Source organism: Bacillus sp. PK6-026 (genome assembly GCF_054161455.1).
The window spans coordinates 1,969,644-1,989,565 of record NZ_CP096418.1 but is presented as its reverse complement, the minus strand read 5'-3'; the positions used below and the strand labels follow the sequence as shown (position 1 = coordinate 1,989,565).

The 19,922-nt window shown below is 39.0% G+C and carries 20 protein-coding genes and 2 pseudogenes; 2 read left to right on the top strand and 20 right to left on the bottom strand.

Features of this window, described 5'->3' with window-relative positions; all coding sequences use genetic code 11:
* Positions 1-39: 39 nt before the first annotated feature.
* The 3 genes from M1D59_RS10250 to M1D59_RS10240 form a co-directional block, all read right to left on the bottom strand.
* Positions 40-342: a hypothetical protein gene (locus tag M1D59_RS10250; protein WP_026579664.1), complete on the bottom strand. Its 303-nt coding sequence runs from the start codon at positions 340-342 to the stop codon at positions 40-42.
* 629 nt (positions 343-971) lie between these two features.
* The gene (locus M1D59_RS10245; protein ID WP_026579666.1) at positions 972-1,400 is read right to left on the bottom strand and encodes an HIT domain-containing protein; all 429 of its coding nucleotides are present in this window, start codon (positions 1,398-1,400) and stop codon (positions 972-974) included.
* Positions 1,401-1,598: 198 nt separating this feature from the next.
* Entirely contained in the window at positions 1,599-1,811 is a 213-nt protein-coding gene (locus tag M1D59_RS10240; protein WP_145929838.1) for a hypothetical protein, read from the bottom strand.
* Between the two features lie 224 nt (positions 1,812-2,035).
* On the opposite strand from M1D59_RS10240, the gene M1D59_RS10235 reads away from it, so the two are divergent.
* Positions 2,036-2,353, top strand: a complete 318-nt coding sequence (locus M1D59_RS10235; RefSeq protein WP_026579667.1) for a hypothetical protein — start codon at positions 2,036-2,038, stop codon at positions 2,351-2,353.
* Between the two features lie 126 nt (positions 2,354-2,479).
* On the opposite strand, the gene M1D59_RS10230 is transcribed toward M1D59_RS10235, so the two are convergent.
* The 4 genes and pseudogenes from M1D59_RS10230 to M1D59_RS10215 form a co-directional block, all read right to left on the bottom strand.
* Positions 2,480-3,916 (bottom strand): DUF6179 domain-containing protein, encoded by a 1,437-nt coding sequence (locus M1D59_RS10230; RefSeq protein WP_035338642.1) that lies wholly within the window; start codon positions 3,914-3,916, stop codon positions 2,480-2,482.
* 1 nt (position 3,917) lies between these two features.
* Complete coding sequence (locus M1D59_RS10225) at positions 3,918-4,385, bottom strand: DUF6323 family protein (protein WP_020451555.1); 468 nt, start codon at positions 4,383-4,385, stop codon at positions 3,918-3,920.
* Positions 4,386-5,460: 1,075 nt separating this feature from the next.
* Positions 5,461-5,664 carry a hypothetical protein gene (locus M1D59_RS10220; RefSeq protein WP_035338640.1) on the bottom strand — a complete coding sequence of 68 codons (204 nt, stop codon included), beginning with the start codon at positions 5,662-5,664 and terminating at the stop codon, positions 5,461-5,463.
* A 356-nt stretch (positions 5,665-6,020) separates the two neighbouring features.
* Positions 6,021-6,317, bottom strand: a pseudogene (locus tag M1D59_RS10215) (type I glutamate--ammonia ligase); the annotation flags it as partial.
* A 132-nt stretch (positions 6,318-6,449) separates the two neighbouring features.
* Here M1D59_RS10215 and M1D59_RS10210 point away from each other — a divergent pair.
* Entirely contained in the window at positions 6,450-6,680 is a 231-nt protein-coding gene (locus M1D59_RS10210; RefSeq protein ID WP_009327761.1) for a hypothetical protein, read from the top strand.
* A 32-nt stretch (positions 6,681-6,712) separates the two neighbouring features.
* On the opposite strand, the gene M1D59_RS10205 is transcribed toward M1D59_RS10210, so the two are convergent.
* The 13 genes and pseudogenes from M1D59_RS10205 to M1D59_RS10145 form a co-directional block, all read right to left on the bottom strand.
* Positions 6,713-7,300: a hypothetical protein gene (locus tag M1D59_RS10205; RefSeq protein WP_020451551.1), complete on the bottom strand. Its 588-nt coding sequence runs from the start codon at positions 7,298-7,300 to the stop codon at positions 6,713-6,715.
* A gap of 157 nt (positions 7,301-7,457) precedes the next feature.
* Positions 7,458-8,051: a peptidoglycan-binding domain-containing protein gene (locus tag M1D59_RS10200; protein ID WP_224067359.1), complete on the bottom strand. Its 594-nt coding sequence runs from the start codon at positions 8,049-8,051 to the stop codon at positions 7,458-7,460.
* Between the two features lie 545 nt (positions 8,052-8,596).
* Positions 8,597-9,226, bottom strand: coding sequence for a hypothetical protein (locus tag M1D59_RS10195; RefSeq protein ID WP_035338636.1), 630 nt, complete (start codon positions 9,224-9,226; stop codon positions 8,597-8,599).
* 682 nt (positions 9,227-9,908) lie between these two features.
* On the bottom strand, positions 9,909-11,243 hold the full coding sequence (gene glnA / locus M1D59_RS10190) for a type I glutamate--ammonia ligase (protein WP_020451550.1): 1,335 nt from the start codon (positions 11,241-11,243) through the stop codon (positions 9,909-9,911).
* 56 nt (positions 11,244-11,299) lie between these two features.
* Entirely contained in the window at positions 11,300-11,707 is a 408-nt protein-coding gene (locus M1D59_RS10185; RefSeq protein WP_003182143.1) for a MerR family transcriptional regulator, read from the bottom strand.
* 102 nt (positions 11,708-11,809) lie between these two features.
* Entirely contained in the window at positions 11,810-13,075 is a 1,266-nt protein-coding gene (locus M1D59_RS10180; protein ID WP_212110224.1) for a methionine gamma-lyase family protein, read from the bottom strand.
* A gap of 18 nt (positions 13,076-13,093) precedes the next feature.
* A complete protein-coding gene (gene hflX, locus M1D59_RS10175; RefSeq protein WP_020451548.1) occupies positions 13,094-14,338 on the bottom strand; it encodes a GTPase HflX in 1,245 nt (414 codons plus the stop codon).
* Between the two features lie 122 nt (positions 14,339-14,460).
* Positions 14,461-15,426 (bottom strand): stage V sporulation protein K, encoded by a 966-nt coding sequence (gene spoVK / locus M1D59_RS10170; protein ID WP_003182136.1) that lies wholly within the window; start codon positions 15,424-15,426, stop codon positions 14,461-14,463.
* 306 nt (positions 15,427-15,732) lie between these two features.
* Positions 15,733-16,431 carry a hypothetical protein gene (locus M1D59_RS10165; RefSeq protein ID WP_224067024.1) on the bottom strand — a complete coding sequence of 233 codons (699 nt, stop codon included), beginning with the start codon at positions 16,429-16,431 and terminating at the stop codon, positions 15,733-15,735.
* 439 nt (positions 16,432-16,870) lie between these two features.
* Positions 16,871-17,308, bottom strand: coding sequence for a hypothetical protein (locus tag M1D59_RS10160; protein WP_026579677.1), 438 nt, complete (start codon positions 17,306-17,308; stop codon positions 16,871-16,873).
* 397 nt (positions 17,309-17,705) lie between these two features.
* A complete protein-coding gene (locus tag M1D59_RS10155) occupies positions 17,706-18,308 on the bottom strand; it encodes a PadR family transcriptional regulator (RefSeq protein ID WP_080131400.1) in 603 nt (200 codons plus the stop codon).
* 35 nt (positions 18,309-18,343) lie between these two features.
* Positions 18,344-19,032 (bottom strand): annotated as a pseudogene (locus tag M1D59_RS10150) (urease accessory protein UreH domain-containing protein).
* Positions 19,033-19,097: 65 nt separating this feature from the next.
* Positions 19,098-19,922 (bottom strand): urease accessory protein UreD, encoded by an 825-nt coding sequence (locus M1D59_RS10145; protein WP_458118012.1) that lies wholly within the window; start codon positions 19,920-19,922, stop codon positions 19,098-19,100.

Sequence of the window (19,922 nt, the reverse complement as noted above, 5' to 3'; positions counted from 1 at the left end):
TATTTTCACCAAGAGAACTGTATTCAAACAAGAATGCTGTTATAGTTGTTCTAAAAATGCTAATAGTTCTGAATCATTAATTTCAAAAATTATAAATTGAATATAATCTATTTTGTTCGTATCAGGGAAAAGAAAATGATTTATCGTAAATTTCGTGGCTGATTTCCCCAACATACCGGCAATACGCAGGGCGATGTCTACATTTTCAAAGTCAATATCAAAGGATGCAAACTCTTGAATCTCTTGATTCACATAGTAATTCTTTACTTTTGTCTCCATTGGGTTTGATGGGTTTGACGCGCAATTAAGAAATTTTCTTAGTTTTTCCGGCTCGAAATTCATCAATAGCCCCCTTTAAAGTATAGTGGATGCAACTTTTATGTAGAGTAAAGCCATTGCTCCGGTCCTTAACGATATGCCATACAAACTGTTAGGATTAAAGCAATTGGATACAAAGCCGATGCTAATCTCTGCTTCTTTTCATCAATATGAATGAAGTTTTTACGAGATAAAAATTTGCGAATCTCGGGTAATAATATCAAAATAACTTGGGACAAGAAAGACAGCTTTTGCATCAGGGTAAGTGGACTAAACGTAAACCCGACTCCCGCATTCCCTCCTATCGTTGTCCAGTACATATAAAAATTAAGGAAAGGGATGACGAAGCAAAATATAAGTCTATATTGATTAATATAACAATCGTATTTTTCAGCATTAATGCCTTTAGAAGAAAATCTAAATCCGTAGATGAAAAGAAAAAGTGTCCCCATACTTAATATCGGCTGCTTGATAAAATACGCCAATACAAAAGCTATTAAAAACATAATTTACTCCCTTGCAACCATTGTTAATCATCACCATTATACAACAAAGGAAAGAATTTCTGGACGAAATGATGAATTCAGCAAAACCTGCACGAGATCATATCAAATCATCTTTCCATTTTTAAATTCTAGGACAATCTTTTCTCATCATCTCCCTGTAATCTTTCTCCATACCGAAAGTAAGTTACTTTTCTCAGCTGCAGTAAAGTCGGTGTTTAATTTGAATTCAAACTTTTCATTCATGTGTCTCGGTATGACATGAAAATGCAGGTGCTTAATATCTTGCTGAGCAAAGTGACCGTTGTCTGAGAGTATCGTGTAATCATCACAAATACCTGAATGAATTAATATTTGAGGTACTTTAATTAAAGAATCCATTATTTCATTAGATAGATGGGGATCGTTAATATGATCGAGTCTTTCAATATGCTTATTTGGTATGATTATTGTATGGCCACATGTAACAGGATTTATATCAAGAAATGCTGTTACATCGTCATTTTTATAAACCTCATAACTTGAAATTTTTTGACTAACGATTTCACAAAATATACATTTGTCCATTTCACTACCCACACTTTGTTAAGTGTCCCTCTCTTTCTGAAGTTTTTTCGGATGCCCAAACTCACAACTCGTTAAGATCCTTTATAAACTAGAGATATTTGAAAAATGATCTAGCTATGTTTAATCCGAAATTCGAAATGATTACCTTCCTTTATTAATCCAAAGAATATTTTCCCTGCATGTTAAAATAGAGAAAGAAACCGAACTTTATTAATCGGTCTCTTTAATATTGATTTCTTTTCTTATAAACATTCCCAAAATACACCCGACAATTGCCGCTGCAACATTGAGTATAAGTTTATTCTCCAGGGATAAATTTTTGGAAGAATACTCAATATAAAAAGTCACTAAAAATACAGCAATACCCGCGAAAACCGGCGGCAAAAATCTAATAACAATCTCCCCTTCTGATAATCTAATCATTTGTCGGCAGCTTAGCATGCTACCTTATTTTATATACAGATAATAACATATCAACCTATATATAGATACAGTTCGATTGATACATGAGTTATTTCCTTAAGACAGCGTTTGGAGTTGCGATTGAAAATCAGAAATTCTTATTGCCCAGTAATGATCGATATAGTTAAAGATCTGCGGTTTTTTTAACTTCATTAATATCACTATAATTTTAAGGAGTCAGTTGGATGTTTATAAAATATAATGAATATGATTTATTAGAACTTTTTGAGAGTGAGCCAGCCAGTATAGCTGATGATCCAGAGGCCGGCGAATTTATTTATACTTATAAAGATAATCAAAACTTCAAGTTAATTTTGATGCTGGATGTTTATCAACTAACTTGCAGCCTGGATATAACCTATAAAGATTTCGCGGTATTTACAGGTGTTTTTCAAAACGTAACTAGCATTAAGAAAGTTGAAAATTTCATGGTTGTAAGTATTGGAGAAGAAGAGAGAATAAAAGTAAAATTCACTAAGCAAGTTGGAGTAGAATTACTTTAAGCTTTTAAGTTGTGTTGAAAAATAACTTTCTTGGCGGGATAAGATTGCATTTATCGAGTGCTGTTATTTATCTTCGTCTTTCTTTAGACTCTCCTTTGTAAAAGAACTTATAAAAACGTCTTTAACTTAATAAAACGATATCTCCTCATAGTCAATATCATTGATGAGCTGTCCAATCGTTGCAATGCGCTCATCTTCTAATTGTTTAATAAATTTCATATAATATGTTTCCCACTCGCTCTTTGCTTCAGAGCAGTCAGCAACAATGTCAATGAAATTGAGGATTCCCCCTCTTAATTCTTCATAAAATACAATTTTCGCAAAAATGGCCAATTCAAAATTCCCAAACGTAGCAAAAAGTGCGTTATATTCGTCGTCAAACAGACATCCCGAATTTAGCAAATCCAAATAATCATGCAGTGAAACAAAATGATCGCGGATCAGCGATATTTTTTCTGCTGTGTTTTTTCTTTCCATGATGCAATCCACCAATTTCCGCATTTCAATATCACTCATGCGATCATTTTCATTTAACATTAACGCTATTGGTTTTTCTCTCTCTTCAATTTCTCTGATGATCAACATTTTGAAGCCATCAATTTCCGCAGCGTTATTTACCCTTTGAATACATTCATTGCGATACAAATTGATATAATCAGTAATCGTTTGATCTGTCTTTAAATCCCGCTGTAACCGATCAAATGCTTCGTTAATCAAGTTTGCCCTTTTATCAGCATGGCAATCACTTAACAACCGACTCAACCTGTCATATTGAACTTCAGAAATTCTGACTTGATTGGCTTCGCCCCCGGATAGCAGTGAAAAAACAGCATTGTTTATCATTAACTCAAAAATATTAAAAAGTTCTATGCGATAATTAAAGCGGCATATTCTCCCGAAGTTTGTCAAGATATACATTAGATCTTGATGGTTAAAAAAGTGACAGAATCTCGTTTCTATCAGCAGTCGCTCTAAATACTGTTTAATATAAAAAACACCTTGCAGTTCCATGTTGTCAATAGCTAAAGGATAGTCAATGCTCGCCATCGTATTTTGAGCTTCAAAAATAATATTATAATGATTCATAAATACAGGTAACGATTCGTCAATGGTTAAATTATAAGCATCAACAGGCACATCTAACTTTAATTTTTTTACGTCTTGATACAATTGTTTAGCTTCTTCAAAATAACAGTGAAGTAATTCGACACCTTTGGTATATATTTTTTTTATACTATCAGAACGTAAATGTACTATAACCTCTTCAGGTTTCTCAAAATGGAGAGCATAAGCATCTATTGCATACATGAGGGAAACCATAATCCCTTCCGCCGTTTCTGTAGTAACCGACGTACTTTCCCCTTTGGTATACTGGCCTATCAATCGTTGCAGGATTTGCATAATCTCTACCTGTATCTTGTAAGCTTTTTCGCTGGTAATAACTCCAACCCTTTGGCCTTCTTTTAGAAGCGACAACATAAATTGGCTTTGCTTTAACTTTGATTTATCAATCGTAAAATTTGAAACCAAATCATAGCGATTTAAAGTATTTTCTTTTCCCATGTTATTCATCACCTTTATATAAAGACTCACTTCTCATCGTATTTCTTCTGAAACTCTCCGCGAGTTCCTCCATTTTACTTCTTAATAACTCTAAAGATCCCGCAGAAGGTCCGTTAAAACACTCCATCATCTGATGAATCAGTTTCATGTCACCTATCTTATCTTCTGTTTCATTTCTGAGATAATAAAAAATCTCCTGAAGCTCGATTAACGTTTCGACATCATGATCCTCATCCATATAGGGTGAAGCAGCAAACACCTCAATTAATTCCTTTAGTACTTCAATCCCCAGCTCTATACGTCCATGATCATGAAGCACTTTATTTCTATAAACGATTAATGTTTTGATATCGCTGGGTGTTAAGATCAAGCCATGCTCTTTTGTTTTTTCATTTAATTCAAGCAGTTCCATCATAGGTTTTGATTGAGGGGATAATTGAATGGAATTCAAAAAACGAGATAAGTTCATAACCTCTCTTCCTTTCAAAAGCATCTTTTTTAAAAAAACATTGACTTTTTATATCTTGTGTGCTATGATAAAATTAGGTGTTTTTTATAACAATAATTAATTTATTCTATTTACTTACATATGTCAATAGTTGTTTTTCAGCAGCATTGTTTCTTTCCCTCTTAAATCAGCTTTTTATTCCTCAAGACCAATTTAATTTCCCTTCAACTCAACAGATTTCGTTCAAAATTTTTATCTGCTTATACTTCATTCTATTAATTGTTGTGTAATTTAACTTTTCTATTTTTTGTCTTAGACCCGTAAATACCATCAGTGACGGTCCCGCCGCTTTCTGACCGTATTGCCGTCAATACCTTGCTCTCTTAGGGCTAAAGAACAGCCAACGTTTCCTGAACCTGACGTACAGCCGCTCCTTTCATTTCATGCGTTTGTCACTTTAAAGATGCCGACCAACAGTGTGTTGGATGATTTCTTTCCATTTGTACTAACTTTTTTCAAACTAAAAAGGCTGCAGCTTGCAACCTCATTTTGTTAACCTTTTTGTTTCAATGCCTCTTTCTGTTCTGGATATGATAGGTTTTCATTTCATTTTCGACAACAAAAGAAATAAAGACATTTCAATAAGGAACTCATACTAGAGAGTAAGTGAATGCCAGTGTTCATAGTGAGAACTCCGAAGGAACTATAATGTCCGAGTTGAAAACAAACGGTTTTGTTCTTCAGTCAAAGAATGAAATAAAGATGCTTATTTCATCGACATCTCAATCCTAAATGTGGTAAAATCGATGACAATGTTAACCATAAAAAGGAGGATTATGTGTATATGAGTATTATTATTTTGGCATCCATACTTTTATGGAGTGCATTAATCTATGAATTAAGTAAATCTCCAAAAAAGCAAAACAACCGAAAAATTGTATCTTTGATATCTTTGGGCTCTTTATCAACCTTAGTTATTACTATTTCGCTTTTTCAAAACCTCCCGTTTTAAAAAAATTGTTTATAACTAAATCGATCGTATATGTCGTCGGTGTGGTATTGTTATAAAAAAAATCCTTCTTGCAAGAAGGGTTTTTTATTCATTATTCTCTTCTTTATTATCCAATTCTGGAAAATCCTCAATCATTGATCGAATATCTTCAACAAATTCTTTCTCTGTATATTGACCACCCCCGTGTTTTAGATTATCCAGTTTTCCGCAAATAACCTTAAGGGTTCCCTTTGCGTGCTCTTCTTTAAGGCCGTTTACTTTGTTTATCATCTTATCCAACTCAAACATTTAATAGTTTCCCCTTCGCTTATTGTTCCCCTAAATATAACATATTCATTCCAATCAGTATTTGGTCACTTTTGCCGCGTCATTCCAAGCTGACCACACTTTTCGCCTAACACACGTGGTTTTACTCTTGGAATTCAGGTACAGACATGAAATATATTAAGAAAAGCAGCTGATGTTTACTCCCAATATCAGTAAGAAACTTGACCAAGATAGAATCGAAGATTACGAAGGTTATGTCTCATCGATTATGGAGTTAGATTGAAACTTCAAATTTTTTTGGTCATATTTTGGTCACCCAATCTTTTGACCAAAATTCAACCCCCCCTGGCACCACTGGTGCCAAGGGGGTTCCTAGATTAATACTGAGACATATACTGCTCGCGCTCCCAAGGGTGGACTTGTGTGCGGAACATATCCCATTCGATTTCTTTTGCTTCGACGAAGTGTTCGAATAGATGGTCGCCGAGGGCTTTGACCATGACTTCGTTTGATTTGAATTCTTCGAGAGCGTCTGCGAGTGTCGCAGGAAGGTCGACGATTCCGTTTTCGAGGCGCTCTTCTTTTGTCATCACATAGATGTTGCGGTCGATCGGAGCCGGTGCTTCGAGCTTGTTTTTGATGCCGTCAAGTCCTGCTACAAACTGTATACTCAAGTCTATAGTTATCACGAAAAAATTCCTCTTTTGACAGGTGAAGATGTTACAAACGTCTCCTTTTCTATTATAAACATTTTTGGTAAAATCAAGTTGTTGGTTAAAGAATTCAAAATGTGGGAGTGACCAGCAATGCTTTTGTTTTTTGGTAAGTTTATCTTGCTCTATTTGCTTTGTTCAGTTGCATACGCCTTTTTCAACGTGCTGTATTACAATATCGGCAAAAAATTTGTTTCAAAGACGGTCGATGGTACAAAATTGAATTGGGCTTTAAATGTTTTTGTTAAAAACGGCACGAAAATGGATAGTAGTGATTACTTTATTATGGCTGTCTTAGCGGCTTTATTGGCGATTTACTTATAAAAAAGCTCCTGGAACTAATCCAGGAGTTATTTTTATTTTGTTGGATATCCATTATTTTCACAGAAGGCTTTAATCTTCTTATGTTTTTTTGAAAACTTTTTGCATGCTTCTTTAATCCCATGTGTGTAAATGTCTTTTAAGAACTTTTGAGCAACACCAGCTAATCCCACAGCTGTTAAAATTGCAATTAACTCTTGCAACGAAATATATACAACCCATGGTAACGCAGGCACAAACATAGGCTTGATTTGATTATCGCCTTTTACCGCAACCTGTTTCCCTTCCTCTAAAAATTTCACTTGTTCTGTTGGCAAGTTTTCATAAAACATCGCCATATTTGTTACTTGATCTACAGAAAAACCAATTTGGAGTGCTTTTTGACGGTCTACAGAATATGTAAAATCATCATTGGTTTTCAATGCTTCTTTTACAAACTTTTTCGCTTTTTCCATGACTTTTTCATCAACATTTTGCACAACATCGCTAACTTCTTGATGATTGATCAAACTTTCTGTTGCATTTTTTGCCTGTACCGTAGCCGCTGGCGTAGTCAATACTACTGTGGTTAGGAGTGCAAATACTGAAAAAACCATTAACACCCTAGCCTTCATACTTTTCATACCAAAAACAACCTCCTATAGTTTATATTTACAAGTAATATATTAACATATAAACCAACTATATGGAAAAGCTCCTTTGGAAAATTTTACGAACTTTTAATTTTCTATCTGATAAAAGATTAGTATAAGAAGGTTCTCGAGATAGAAGACCTTGTCTTCACTGCAATAATGATTCAAGTTTTGCTTTCGTTTTTGGCCCGTAAATACCATCCGCAGACAGCCCGTACATCAGCTGGAACCGTTTGACCGCGTTTGCCGTTTTCGGCCCGTAATAACCATCTATACCGTTATTTTTCGCGCCCTTCTCCGGATAGAAATAGAGGGTAGCTAAGGCCTTCTGAATCTGGCGGACGGCCGTTCCCTTCATCAACGGGCTTTTTACTTTATAGATGCCAGACGGCAGCGGGTAGGATGATTTTTTGCCGTTCGAGAAAGGCTTTTTCTTTTTCGCTTCAATAGCTGCAAGCGCCTTTTCTGTCGCCAGTACGTAAATTCCATCCACCGCGATACCCGCTTTCTTTTGCAGGGCTTTAACAGCCTGCACCGTCTCATTGCCATACGAGCCATCGTCCCCATACTTCGGCAGTGAGAAGCCTGCGGCAATCAAACGTTTCTGCAGCGCCTTGACCTGGGAACCGGTCGCCCCTTTTTTCAGAATGGTCCCTGTGGATTTGCTTGACTGGCTCGTGGATGATGTTGTCTTTGAGACAGTTTTATTTCCAAGTAGGGCATCAACTTTTTTGAAAGTCACCAACTGACTTGAATCACTCACCCACAGCGCCGGACAGTTTTTGTTTGTCACATCATAATAGCGAACGATTTTTTCTGTAGAAAGGCGTAACGCTTGCACAGATCGGCGACCAATTCAACAGCATTCTGAACCGTTTTCACTGTGAATCCTGCCGTCTTTTTCGACACACATTTCAACGCTGTTTGACTTTGTATTGGCGTTCGGCTCAAAAAAAACTGACATAGCAGCGGTTTGATCATGGATGTGATAAGCGACTTCATTTTCAGGAATAATCAATTATGCTTCTTTTTGTCGCTTAATTGTCGTTTTCATTCTAACAAAATAAACAAAAAGAGAGCAGATTGAAATCTGCTCTCTGCAAAAATTTATGATTTTTCATTATCAGATAATCTTAGAACCGCAATACTCAATAATATTAAGCCTATAAACGTGCCGTATTTTCCGGTATCTATATCTGTAAGTGGGGCTACAATATATTCAATTAAAAATATAATAATAGCTATTGAGACCAATATACGATTCATTTGACATTATCACCTCAATTATTAACCATTTCTCCAAGGAAAAATAAAAATGGTACCAGGTACCCAATTATAAGAAATTCCGTACTTTCCATTATCAGATATTTTTTTTATAACATACTTACCAGCAAACATTGCCCCTGCAATTGCTCCAGCATATACTGAAATCCCAGGTACTTTCTTTACCAATGCTGTTATCCCAGCGATAGCCCCTGCAATACCGTCAGCATCCTCAACAATATTCAAGAATTTTTTAATTGTACATGAATTCAAATGCATCTTGACTAAAGGATATTCTACTGAAGCACCTTGTTTCCCTCTACATTTTGCTTGAATTGACATCTTGCTTGATTCCTTAGAAAGACTGACTGTAGCAGAATCAACTAGTGTTTTATGTCCATCAGTTAACAAATATTGATCAACTTTGATTGCCTCTTTAGAGGTTCCTTTATCTAATGTTTTTTGATCAATAAGATACTGTTTTCCACCGTATTCAAGTGTATAAGATGCTTCATCTTCAGACTGGCTTATAACATTAATTCCAGAAGCATTAGTTTTTGCCTTTTCATTCATCGATGTCTTAGCATAAGATGGAAGTGCAAATCCACAGACTAAACTTAATACAAGTAGCAAGCTTACTATTTTTGTTTTCAAATTATTATCCCTCCTTTAACGAGATTAACATAGTCATATTGAAAAATATACCACCTAACGATAAAACAGGAATTTTCACCCACACAAATGCTAACTGCAAAAAAGCACTCAGGTTATTCCGAGTGCTGTTGCTATACGATATATTGTACGCTGTTTTATTTCATAATAGGTGTCCTTTTTGAAGCTGAGTTCCATATTAATTTCTTTGACCCTGAGTTCTTTAAAATGCTGATTCCTTTTGCTTCCTCATATCTACAATAATGATCATGCTGTCGAGGATACTTTTCATTTCAGTATCCGAATAGTGTTAGTGAATAATCGTCATGCTTTCTTCCCCTTAAAATACAACATAGCCCTTTCATAGATTTCTAAAGAGAAGCTTGTCCGTTTCTTCATCCTCAAAATTCGAAACAGAGCTGTTCAGATCTCTCCAGCCGTGTTCAGGAGCGCCTCGGCCACAAAAGTATTCAAGTAACATCCGATATTTATTCTCATGTCAGCAAAAAGATTGACATGGATTCGATGAATAGATATGAAGAGTATATCTCCACGATAATGGAGTAATTTTTTTATTGATTTTTTGTGGGTGATTTGTGGGTGATTAATGTTCCCTCTTAAAATATTAGAAACACCCACAAAAACAAAAACCCCCTGACACCGCTGGTGCCAAGGGATTCCTAGATTAATACTGAGACATATACTGCTCGCGCTCCCAAGGGTGGACTTGTGTGCGGAACATATCCCATTCGATTTCTTTTGCTTCGACGAAGTGTTCGAATAGATGGTCACCGAGGGCTTTGACCATGACTTCGTTTGATTTGAATTCTTCGAGAGCGTCTGCGAGTGTCGCAGGAAGGTCGACGATTCCGTTTTCGAGGCGCTCTTCTTTTGTCATGACATAGATGTTGCGGTCGATCGGAGCCGGTGCTTCAAGCTTGTTTTTGATGCCGTCAAGTCCTGCTGCAAGAAGTACGCTCAAAGCAAGGTACGGGTTCGCAGAAGGGTCTACGCTTCTGACTTCTACGCGCGTGCTGATGCCGCGGGAAGCCGGGATACGGATCAATGGGCTTCTGTTTTGCGCGCTCCATGCCACATAGCAAGGTGCTTCATAGCCTGGAACTAGGCGCTTGTAAGAGTTGACAGTCGGGTTTGTCACAGCTGTAAAGCTTGTTGCGTGCTTGACGATGCCGGCGATGAATTGCTTTGCCGTTTCACTCAGCTGAAGGTCAGTGTCTTTGTCAAAGAAAGCGTTGGCTCCGTTTCGGAAGAGTGATAGATTGCAGTGCATGCCTGATCCGTTTACGCCGAACAACGGTTTTGGCATGAATGTTGCGTGCAGGCCATGTTTGCGCGCGATTGTTTTAACGACGAGCTTGAACGTTTGGATATCATCGCAAGCGCGGATGGCTCCAGCGTATTTAAAGTCGATCTCGTGCTGTCCAGGTGCAACTTCGTGGTGAGACGCTTCGATTTCAAAACCCATTTCTTCGAGCTCAAGTACGATGTCGCGGCGGCAGTTTTCGCCAAGGTCAGTCGGCGCAAGGTCGAAGTATCCGCCTTTGTCGTTCAGTTCAAGGGTAGGCTCGCCTTTTTCGTCAAGCTTGAACAGGAAGAATTCCGGCTCCGGTCCAAGATTGAAATCTGAGAAGCCCATGTCTTCCATTTCTTTCAAAATGCGCTTCAAGTTGTTGCGCGGATCGCCTTGAAACGGCGTGCCGTCCGGATTATAAATATCGCAGATGAAGCGGGCTACTTTACCTTTTTCGGCGGTCCACGGGAAAATCACAAATGTATCTAAATCAGGGTACAAGTACATATCGGATTCTTCAATGCGGACGAATCCTTCGATTGAAGAGCCGTCGAACATAACCTTATTATCAAGTGCTTTTTCCAGCTGGCTCACAGGAATTTCAACGTTTTTAATCGTTCCAAGAATGTCTGTAAACTGAAGGCGAATATATTTTACATTCTCCTCATTTACTAGTTTAACAATATCGTCTCTTGTATACTTTGCCATTCGTAAAACTCCTCCTCTAAAAGGTAAATGTATATAGCAATGCAGTTGCTAACAAATTAATGAAAAAACCTGGACATGTCTCCCTGGCGGAATGTCGTCCCTCTTTGGAAACGGCCTGCTTGGATAAGCTCGTTTTTCAGCAGTTTTCTCAGTTCTTCATCCGACAAGTTGTGTTTCTCTGCTTTTTTCGGCTTGTCTTGTTTGTCTTCTTTTTGTTCGTTTTCTGTTTTGGCGAAAATTTGTTTGATCCCCGCCATGTTTACACCTTGTTCGATCAAATCTTTAATTTCGAGCAGCTTATCTACATCATGGAATGAAAATAAACGTCTGTTCCCTTCACTTCTTGCAGGAAATACCAGTCCATTTTCCTCATAATACCGAATTTGTCTTGCGGACAGTTCGGTCAGCTGCATGACGATACCTATCGGAAATAAGGGCATTGAGCGGCGAATTTTATCACTCATCTCAATTTCCTCCTTTTCTTATATAAATTTATTATATGTGATGTTATATAATGTGTCAACACGATGTAAGGATTCTTTACATGAAAATATTCTTTATTTTCTTTACATTAACCCCTGCTTCATGAGCGTATCCACAGCACTGCATATCGCATTCTTCACATGGGAATAGGTTAATCCGCCTTGAACATATGCCACATAAGGCGGTCTTATAGGGCCATCCGCTGATAGTTCAATGCTTGCTCCCTGTACAAAAGTGCCGGCCGCCATAATGACATCGTCTTCATAGCCCGGCATATAGCTCGGATATGGTGTCACATGGGCGTTGACAGGAGAAGCGTACTGAATGGCCTGACAAAACGCGATCATCTGCTCCGGGTTGGAAAATTCGACAGACTGGATCAAATCGGTCCGCTTGCTGTCCCACGAAGGATTCGTCCTAAAGCCGAGCTTTTCAAGAAAACGGGCTGTGAACACGGCTCCTTTTAATGCCTGGGAGACGACATGCGGCGCAAGGAAAAAGCCCTGGTACATCTCCTGAAGGGTGTACAACGACGCACCGGCTTCACTGCCGATTCCAGGTGATGTCATTCTGTAGGAGCAGGCTTTCACCCATTTTTCCTTGCCGGCGATATAGCCGCCCGTTTTGGCGAGGCCGCCTCCCGGGTTTTTAATCAGCGAGCCTGCCATCAGATCCGCTCCAACATGGCACGGCTCACGCTCTTCTACAAATTCGCCGTAACAGTTGTCGACGAAAACGATGATGTTCTCGTTTATTTCTTTAACAAAGCGAATCATCTTCTCAATCTCATCAATTGTAAAAGACGGACGGTCTGCGTATCCTTTTGAGCGCTGGATTCCGACAACCTTTGTCTGCGGTGTAATGGAAGCTGCCACGCGGTCAAAATCAACGGCTCCTTCTTCAGTCAGCTCGACATGGCTGTATCCGATCTGGAAATCTTTCAAAGACCCCGAGTTTTCCTCACCTCTGACGCCGACGATCTCTTCGAGGGTATCGTACGGTTTGCCTGTGATGTAAAGAAGTTCATCTCCCGGGCGGAGAACGCCGAATAAAGCAATTGATATCGCATGGGTTCCCGAGATGATCTGCGGTCTGACAAGGGCCGCTTCACCGCCGAAGACGTCGGCATAGACTTTTTCCAGCGTATCGCGGCCGATGTCATCGTAGCCGTAGCCAGTCGATGGTGTGAAATGCGTATCCGATACTTTGTGCTTTCTGTAGCTTTCAAGCACCCTCCACTCATTTCGTTCACTGATTTCATCAATTGTTTTATGGATTTGAGCGATATCGGTTTCAGCCTCTACCGCCGTTTTCTTTAGTAGATCTCCGTGTTTTAATGTCTCAAACATGTTCTGCAGTGTCCTTTCCTACATATACTTCTTCAGCTCTCCCAAAATGTTTTGGTCAGGGAGAATATATCCTTCTACTTCATATACTTCGCGATCTTCGTCAAAAACAGTGCTGTTCGCCATTGTCTCAGACTTGATTCTCGACAACAGCCTTCCTTCTGAAGCGGGAATCCTTACGTCATACGGAACGAGCAGTTCCTTTTTCAGATAGTCTTCAACCGCCTGCTTAAACAGCCGCAAGTCTCCGTCTATTTTGGCGCTCGTCATGATATGCCCTCTCCCTGAAGAAGGGATGAAATCCGGCCGCTTCCGGTCTCTTTTGTTATAGACGGTTAAAACGGGAATATCGTCGGCTTCAAGTTCTTCAAGAAGGCGCTTGACCGTCGCTTCGTGGCCCTCGTAGTCTTCGTGTGAAGAATCGATCATATGAAGAATCAGATCGGCTTCTTTTACTTCTTCGAGCGTCGATCTGAAAGCCGCGATCAAAGTCGTCGGCAGATCCTGAATAAACCCGACCGTATCTGAGAGCAGCACGCTGTATCCGCTCGGCAGCGTCATTTTGCGGGTCATCGGGTCAAGTGTGGCAAACAGCAGGTTTTCTTCATAGCTGTCGGCGTCTGTAAGCCTGTTAAACCAGGTCGATTTCCCTGCATTGGTGTAGCCGACGAGCGCGATTTGCAGTACGCCGTTTTTCTTTCTTCTTTCTCTGTATCTGCTTCTGTGGCGAATGACGGTAGACAGCTGAACATTGATTTCATGAATCCGGTTTCGGATATGACGCCGGTCGGTTTCCAGCTTTGTCTCCCCTGGGCCTCTTGTTCCGATTCCGCCGCCTTGCCTTGACAGGTTGATTCCCTGGCCGCTTAACCGCGGGAGGGCGTATTGCAGCTGCGCCAGCTCAATTTGCAGCTTTCCTTCCCTTGTCCGCGCGCGTTTGGCGAAAATATCGAGGATCAACTGCGTCCTATCGATAATTTTCACGTCAAGCGTTGTGACAAGCGCTTTCAGCTGACTCGGCGACAATTCATCATTAAAAATTAAAACATCGGGCGACAGCTCTTCACAGAGCACCGACAATTCATCTACTTTTCCTTTTCCGATATATGTAGCAGCATCCACACGGTTCCGCTTCTGCGTGACCGTGGAAACAACCGTTCCATCGGCCGTTTTCGTCAGCGCGGCGAGCTCTTCCATCGAGTATGAAAAACGCTCATCAGATACGTGCGGAAGCTGGCATCCGACTAATATGGCTTTCTCTTTCATGACGTCCTGTCCGTTCAAATGATCATGTTCCTTTCTTAACGTTAGTCAATTAAGCAGTACTATCATAACAAACGAAGGGAGCGGTTGCCAGAAATCCTCGAAAATAAAAAAAGAACGCGCCATTATACGTGCGGCGCGTCTTCCTTCAAGTCGAGATCCTGGCTTTTGATGGTTATCAGATCATTCTTTAAATAGCAGTCTCCCATCAGCAGTCTCATCGCCTGCGACCGGATGGATTTTTCGATCAGGTTGCGGACGAAGCGGCCGTTGCTGAACTTCGCGGGGCTGACCGTGCTTTTGACGGCCATCAGATGATCTTTCAACTTCCATTCGGCCTCAGGACTGAACTGATATTCCCTTTCCGCCATCATCCGTTTCGCAATGTCCATCAGCTGGCTGACTGAGTAATCGGGAAAATCGATGCTGATCGGAAACCTTGACTGAAGGCCTGGATTTAATGAAAGAAAATGATCCATTTCCCGCGAATATCCAGCGAGGATTAAAATAAATTCGTTCCGCTTATCTTCCATATGTTTGACTAATGTATCGATTGCCTCCTTGCCGAAGTCTTTCTCTCCACCTCTGGCAAGGGAATAGGCTTCATCGATGAACAGGATTCCGCCCATCGCTTTTTTGATTAAATCCCTCGTTTTTTGCGCCGTATGACCGATGTACTCACCGACAAGATCGGCGCGCTCCGCCTCGATCAGATGGCCTTTTGAGAGAACATTCATCTCGTAAAAAAGCCTGCCGATCAGCCTGGCGACGGTCGTTTTTCCGGTTCCCGGGTTTCCTTTGAACATCATGTGTAGCGCCTGTTTTCCAGCTTTAAGGCCTTGTTCTTCACGCTTTTTATTGACGAAAATCCAGGCGTAGATTTCCTTAATATTGCGCTTCATTTCCTCCATCCCGACCAGGGTGTTCATTTCCCTTTCAATTTCCTTCAGAATGCTGTGTTTGGCTTCATTTTTTTGCAGTGCGGCCTGATATTCGGCTTCAGCCTCTGAATTGGCCAAAACCTGCTTTTGACCGTTCAGTATGATATTGATTTGTCCGTTGTTTTTATAAGTAACAGCCCTTTCCAACACACTCACCTCACCATTCTCTCTTTATATCCTATTCATGGCGCGCTTAAGCCGTGACAGACGCCCACATGACTGCGCATTCCGATGTTTTTTGAGAAGGACGGGGCAGGTCTTGTTGAAACCTGCGCTTTCCCGAGAAATACTTTATTTCTTATTGTATTCAGGTAAGCTGTGCGGACAAACCAATTTTTTATTTCTGTTTGCCTTTTTGGTGAATGCTTAACGGGTTGACATGATGATGTACTGAACCAGCTGTAGGAATACGTTAACAGTGATAAACCCCGACTAGGCTCTTTCGCTTTAATATAGTTATTTTTCATAATAATAAGCTTTGACCCAATAATAGTTTCTACCCTTATTTTCACACCATTCAACAAATCCTTTTGATTGCCCTTCTTTAAACATCACCCAGTCATTCAATAGATCTTGATAATAGTTAAGTGCTTCGTTATTGTTTTTTCTTGTTTGTTCACATTCTACTTTGTTATTTAACTGCCGGGACTTAGCAAGAAGTACTGTATCTTCTTTAATATCGCCAAGATATAAATCTTCAGATATATGATGAAATGAATACCAAAGAGCATTCAAATAAATATCGATTAGCGTTAATAGGGATAATTGATCATTGCTGCCACCACGTCTAAGTGCGTTGTTTAAGTAATCGACACGTTTTTCAGTATTTAAAAACACGCCATACCATCTATATGGTCTTGGATCTTCGGGATTACTCTTCATCCATCTCTCAAGTAAAGGCTTCAAAAGTTCCTCCTCCAAAGGATAAACGAGTATATGATGAATATTATCTGATTCTTCAAATAAGGCAAATAGCCAACTGGCAAAATGCTGTTGTACATTATTATCCCACGTCTTTGCTTCATCAATAAAGGCGGACAATGCTTTAAAGGATTCCTTTCGCAACCCTTTTTCTTTGAGGAAACAAAACTTTTTAAATAATGGATATGCATCCAATCTGTCATTTTTTAAGACATTTGTTAAGACATTTACCATTTTCACATCTCTCTTTGCTCAGAATAAAACCGTAATTTTTATTCAAAATCTCACTTTTTTGTTCGAAAATGAACAATAATTAATATTACACCTAAGATCATTAACAATACAGGATAAAATAACACAGATGATTGAAAATAAGCTGAAGTCTCTTCATCACTAATCCCATCAATCACATAATTAGGAAAAGCAACAGATAACAACTGTACAGAAAATAACATTGATAGCCCCAGCAAACACGACATGAATCCTGATATAAAGTACATTTATAACCTCCAAAAAATAAAATAATTCCCTTCACTAAAATGCTATCTTCCCCAAAGTTTCCGTTAGTCTCTCTCTGATACTGACTAGTGTTTCAAGTTCATGTTAAGCGCTATATAATTCAGCATCAAAATATCCTTTTGCATATTCATTAAAAGCCTTCATATTTATTTTCCTACTTTTTCGAAGATCGTGATTTATACTCTCTTCTAATAGATGATTTTTTTACCCACCATTGAGTGCCCTTATTAGACCCGCTTAATACTTCTATTAATGCCAAGTTATCTTCTTCTAAAATTTTTATAATTTTTATTCTTTGATGCTTTGAAATAGTAATTGTCTCCCCTTCAACGTTGAATAAATTACCGGAGTTTTTCTCTAAATTCTCAATAGAATTAGCACCTGTAATAGACTGTCCGAGCCGTAATTCATCCCCTGCTTTATCGTCTCCTCCACTCCCAATCACGTATAGAGCTGCCATTACTACAAAAACCAAAAGAACGCCAGCAATTCCATAAAGCGCTTTTTTCATGAGTTCTATTAATTTATCTACGAAGTTGATTATTGGATTATTTATATATTGGTGTTGTCTGTTTTTCACTCGTGATTGCATTCTGCCCTCTTCTTTCTTATTTTCTTTATTGCGTCATGGTGATCATTAGGGTACTCAATATAGCTTCCGTCATTCCCTGAACAGCAAATGTCTTTTCCCAAATCATCTTCAGTTCCCCTTCAGTCACGTTTCCATCACCAAACCATGTAACCCGATTCTCATTTAAAAACACCTCCAAGTCATATTTCGGATAAGATTGATCCGATTTCAAACTCGAAGGTGTTTTTTATTTGTCTCATCTTGTGGGGCAGTCCGGCAGTTCCCTCGATTGTTTAACAAAAATGGCACGTTTCGTTTTCTGCACCATTCGTTTTTTGAACGCGGGCGTGAACATGCGGCGTTCTCACTGTGTTATATTGAGGCGCCTTATCTTATGTACGTGACATTCGTTTTCAGTCTAGATAAGCAGTGACGCTCCATTTATCCCTTCTACACTGACATAACACAGAAAGGGAAAATTAAATTTCTTATCTTTTATTAGATTTAAAACCTTTTGACACCATGTTTTTTCTTCTTTAGCCAGTCTGAATTTGCGATCAATCAAGATATAACGGCCAAAGTTTTTAGACATGCTATCCGATTCCTTGTTTTCTAGCTCCGCCATTTTGTTCAATTGGGTATCAATTGTTTTTTCTAAATTTTTGATTCGATCCTGAATCAATTTTACAGAATCTTCCTCTTCCAACAACCAAATCGAATATACTTTAATAAGAAATTCGTCCCTATTTATTGGATCTGAAGGAGATACAGCGATCCAATCTTCTAACGCTTCTTTTCCCTTTTCAGTGATGGAGTATATTTTTTTATCAGGTTTCCCTATTTGCTCTACATGCTCGTATTCAAGAAATTCTTCTTGTTCCATTTTATTTAGCAAAGGATATATTTGACTATGTTTTGCCGGCCACACTACCTCCAGGTACTGAACTAACTCATATCCTGAACAAGGTCTTCTGCCGAGAACGCTCAGAATGGCATACCCTAAAGTATTTATATCATTCACCTCAATCTTTAAATGGCGGTTACTTTATACTATTTTTAAATCCAAAGGTTAAATAAACCCTCATTAATACCCAAGTTATACATATAGTATACACCAAAAACAGCACTTATTACACCCGTCGTCATCCCTAGTGTTCCGCTGATTGCCCCTCGCTTCTTACTCAGCACAAAGGGAATTCCAATAATTGTTGTAAAGAAAAGCATACCAATAACTGTTCCTGCCCCGAATATAAGAATATATATTGCCGCTTCCTCTACACTCTTGACAGTACTTATCGTTAATAAGACCATGGCTCCACTTCCTGCAAGACCATGAACTAAACCGATGAATGTTGATCTTAAGTACGTTACGTTTTTATGGCGGCGCTTATGGTCGCCGCTGCTTTGATGGGTGTGGAGATGTTTGTGTTGATGCGTATGTACAGGGCTATTCTTGAAAGAAAGAATCGTTTTAACCCCTAAATAAACAAGCATGACTCCTACTAAAAATTCTAAGGACATCGACCATTTTTCTGATATTTGCCCCTTCATTACAATGACAATGATTCCAACTATAAACAATGTTACAGTATGGCCAATGCCCCAAAAAATGCCCGCTAAAGAAGCTTGCCATAACTTTTTACTTTGACTTGCAATTGTCCCGCAATCACATGGTCAGGTTCAATCGCATGCTTGATTCCTAAAATTAATGCCAGCATTAAAACCGAGAATAATGTACCTTCCACAAAATACAGCCCCTTCTTGAATCTGAAAAAAACCAACAATTGAACAGTTGCTGGTTTTTTAACCGTTAATATTTTCTTAAAAAACTCGGGGTTTTGTTAAACCATACTTGGTTGAGGAGATGATGAAATTCGGAAAACAGACTTTCGATGATCTGTGTTTGATTTGCTAATACCCGTACGGAAAACCCAGGGACAGGCAATAAAGATATGCCTATTTTATATTCTTTTGTCTGAGTATCCACGGCCTGATATAAACGATCAAGAAGGTCATGATCTACTTGTTCATTGATCACAATCATGGAACCTAAGTGAGAATAGCCTTCCATTAAACCCAGACCATCTATATTTTGTTTGGTCGGGCATAGTTTGATATGGTCATAGACTGCCAGCTCATTTTCCATATAGATTTCATTAATGAATTGAAGCATCTCATAGGTAAACTTTTCTCCACTAGGAGACCATCCAGGAGTCACAATATCTGAATAAAGGAACGTACATCCTTTTTCAATATATACTATATTTTTTTGTTTATACCGTGCATTTTGATAGCCGATAAGCGGATCGGGAATGTACTCAAGATAACTGCCTTCCTTAAGGTTAAATTCCGTTTCCTGATATGCATGTGTATGCGGTGTCTTATATATTTTAGTTGCCGATTGGGTTGTTAATGTTAATCTTGCTTGTTTCTCCAGTGAAATCTTCATTTGATAGCGATCACCGTCTAAATAACCGCCGCCGGGGTTTAAAATATAATAACAGGCTTGTCCTGATTCATCATGATAAATAGGACGCATGACTTTATACGCCCCCTGAAAATACACATTTTTCGCAATGGTCTTTCCATTTTTTTCTTCAGCGCTCAAACGCAAAACGCCTGTCCAGTCCCCCAT

Bases quoted from the DNA above. Each gene is read 5' to 3' on its own strand.
- M1D59_RS10235 (WP_026579667.1), top strand. From the start codon at position 2,036: ATGTTTATAAAATATAATGAATATGATTTATTAGAACTTTTTGAGAGT.
- M1D59_RS10165 (WP_224067024.1), bottom strand. From the start codon at position 16,431: ATGGTAAATGTCTTAACAAATGTCTTAAAAAATGACAGATTGGATGCA.
- hflX (WP_020451548.1), bottom strand. From the start codon at position 14,338: ATGAAAGAGAAAGCCATATTAGTCGGATGCCAGCTTCCGCACGTATCT.
- M1D59_RS10250 (WP_026579664.1), bottom strand. From the start codon at position 342: ATGAATTTCGAGCCGGAAAAACTAAGAAAATTTCTTAATTGCGCGTCA.
- M1D59_RS10225 (WP_020451555.1), bottom strand. From the start codon at position 4,385: ATGAACTTATCTCGTTTTTTGAATTCCATTCAATTATCCCCTCAATCA.
- glnA (WP_020451550.1), bottom strand. From the start codon at position 11,243: ATGGCAAAGTATACAAGAGACGATATTGTTAAACTAGTAAATGAGGAG.
- M1D59_RS10185 (WP_003182143.1), bottom strand. From the start codon at position 11,707: ATGAGTGATAAAATTCGCCGCTCAATGCCCTTATTTCCGATAGGTATC.
- M1D59_RS10145 (WP_458118012.1), bottom strand. From the start codon at position 19,922: ATGGGGGACTGGACAGGCGTTTTGCGTTTGAGCGCTGAAGAAAAAAAT.
- M1D59_RS10205 (WP_020451551.1), bottom strand. From the start codon at position 7,300: ATGAAAAGTATGAAGGCTAGGGTGTTAATGGTTTTTTCAGTATTTGCA.
- M1D59_RS10220 (WP_035338640.1), bottom strand. From the start codon at position 5,664: ATGTTTGAGTTGGATAAGATGATAAACAAAGTAAACGGCCTTAAAGAA.
- M1D59_RS10240 (WP_145929838.1), bottom strand. From the start codon at position 1,811: ATGATTAGATTATCAGAAGGGGAGATTGTTATTAGATTTTTGCCGCCG.
- M1D59_RS10210 (WP_009327761.1), top strand. From the start codon at position 6,450: ATGCTTTTGTTTTTTGGTAAGTTTATCTTGCTCTATTTGCTTTGTTCA.
- M1D59_RS10180 (WP_212110224.1), bottom strand. From the start codon at position 13,075: ATGTTTGAGACATTAAAACACGGAGATCTACTAAAGAAAACGGCGGTA.
- M1D59_RS10230 (WP_035338642.1), bottom strand. From the start codon at position 3,916: ATGGGAAAAGAAAATACTTTAAATCGCTATGATTTGGTTTCAAATTTT.
- M1D59_RS10160 (WP_026579677.1), bottom strand. From the start codon at position 17,308: ATGCAATCACGAGTGAAAAACAGACAACACCAATATATAAATAATCCA.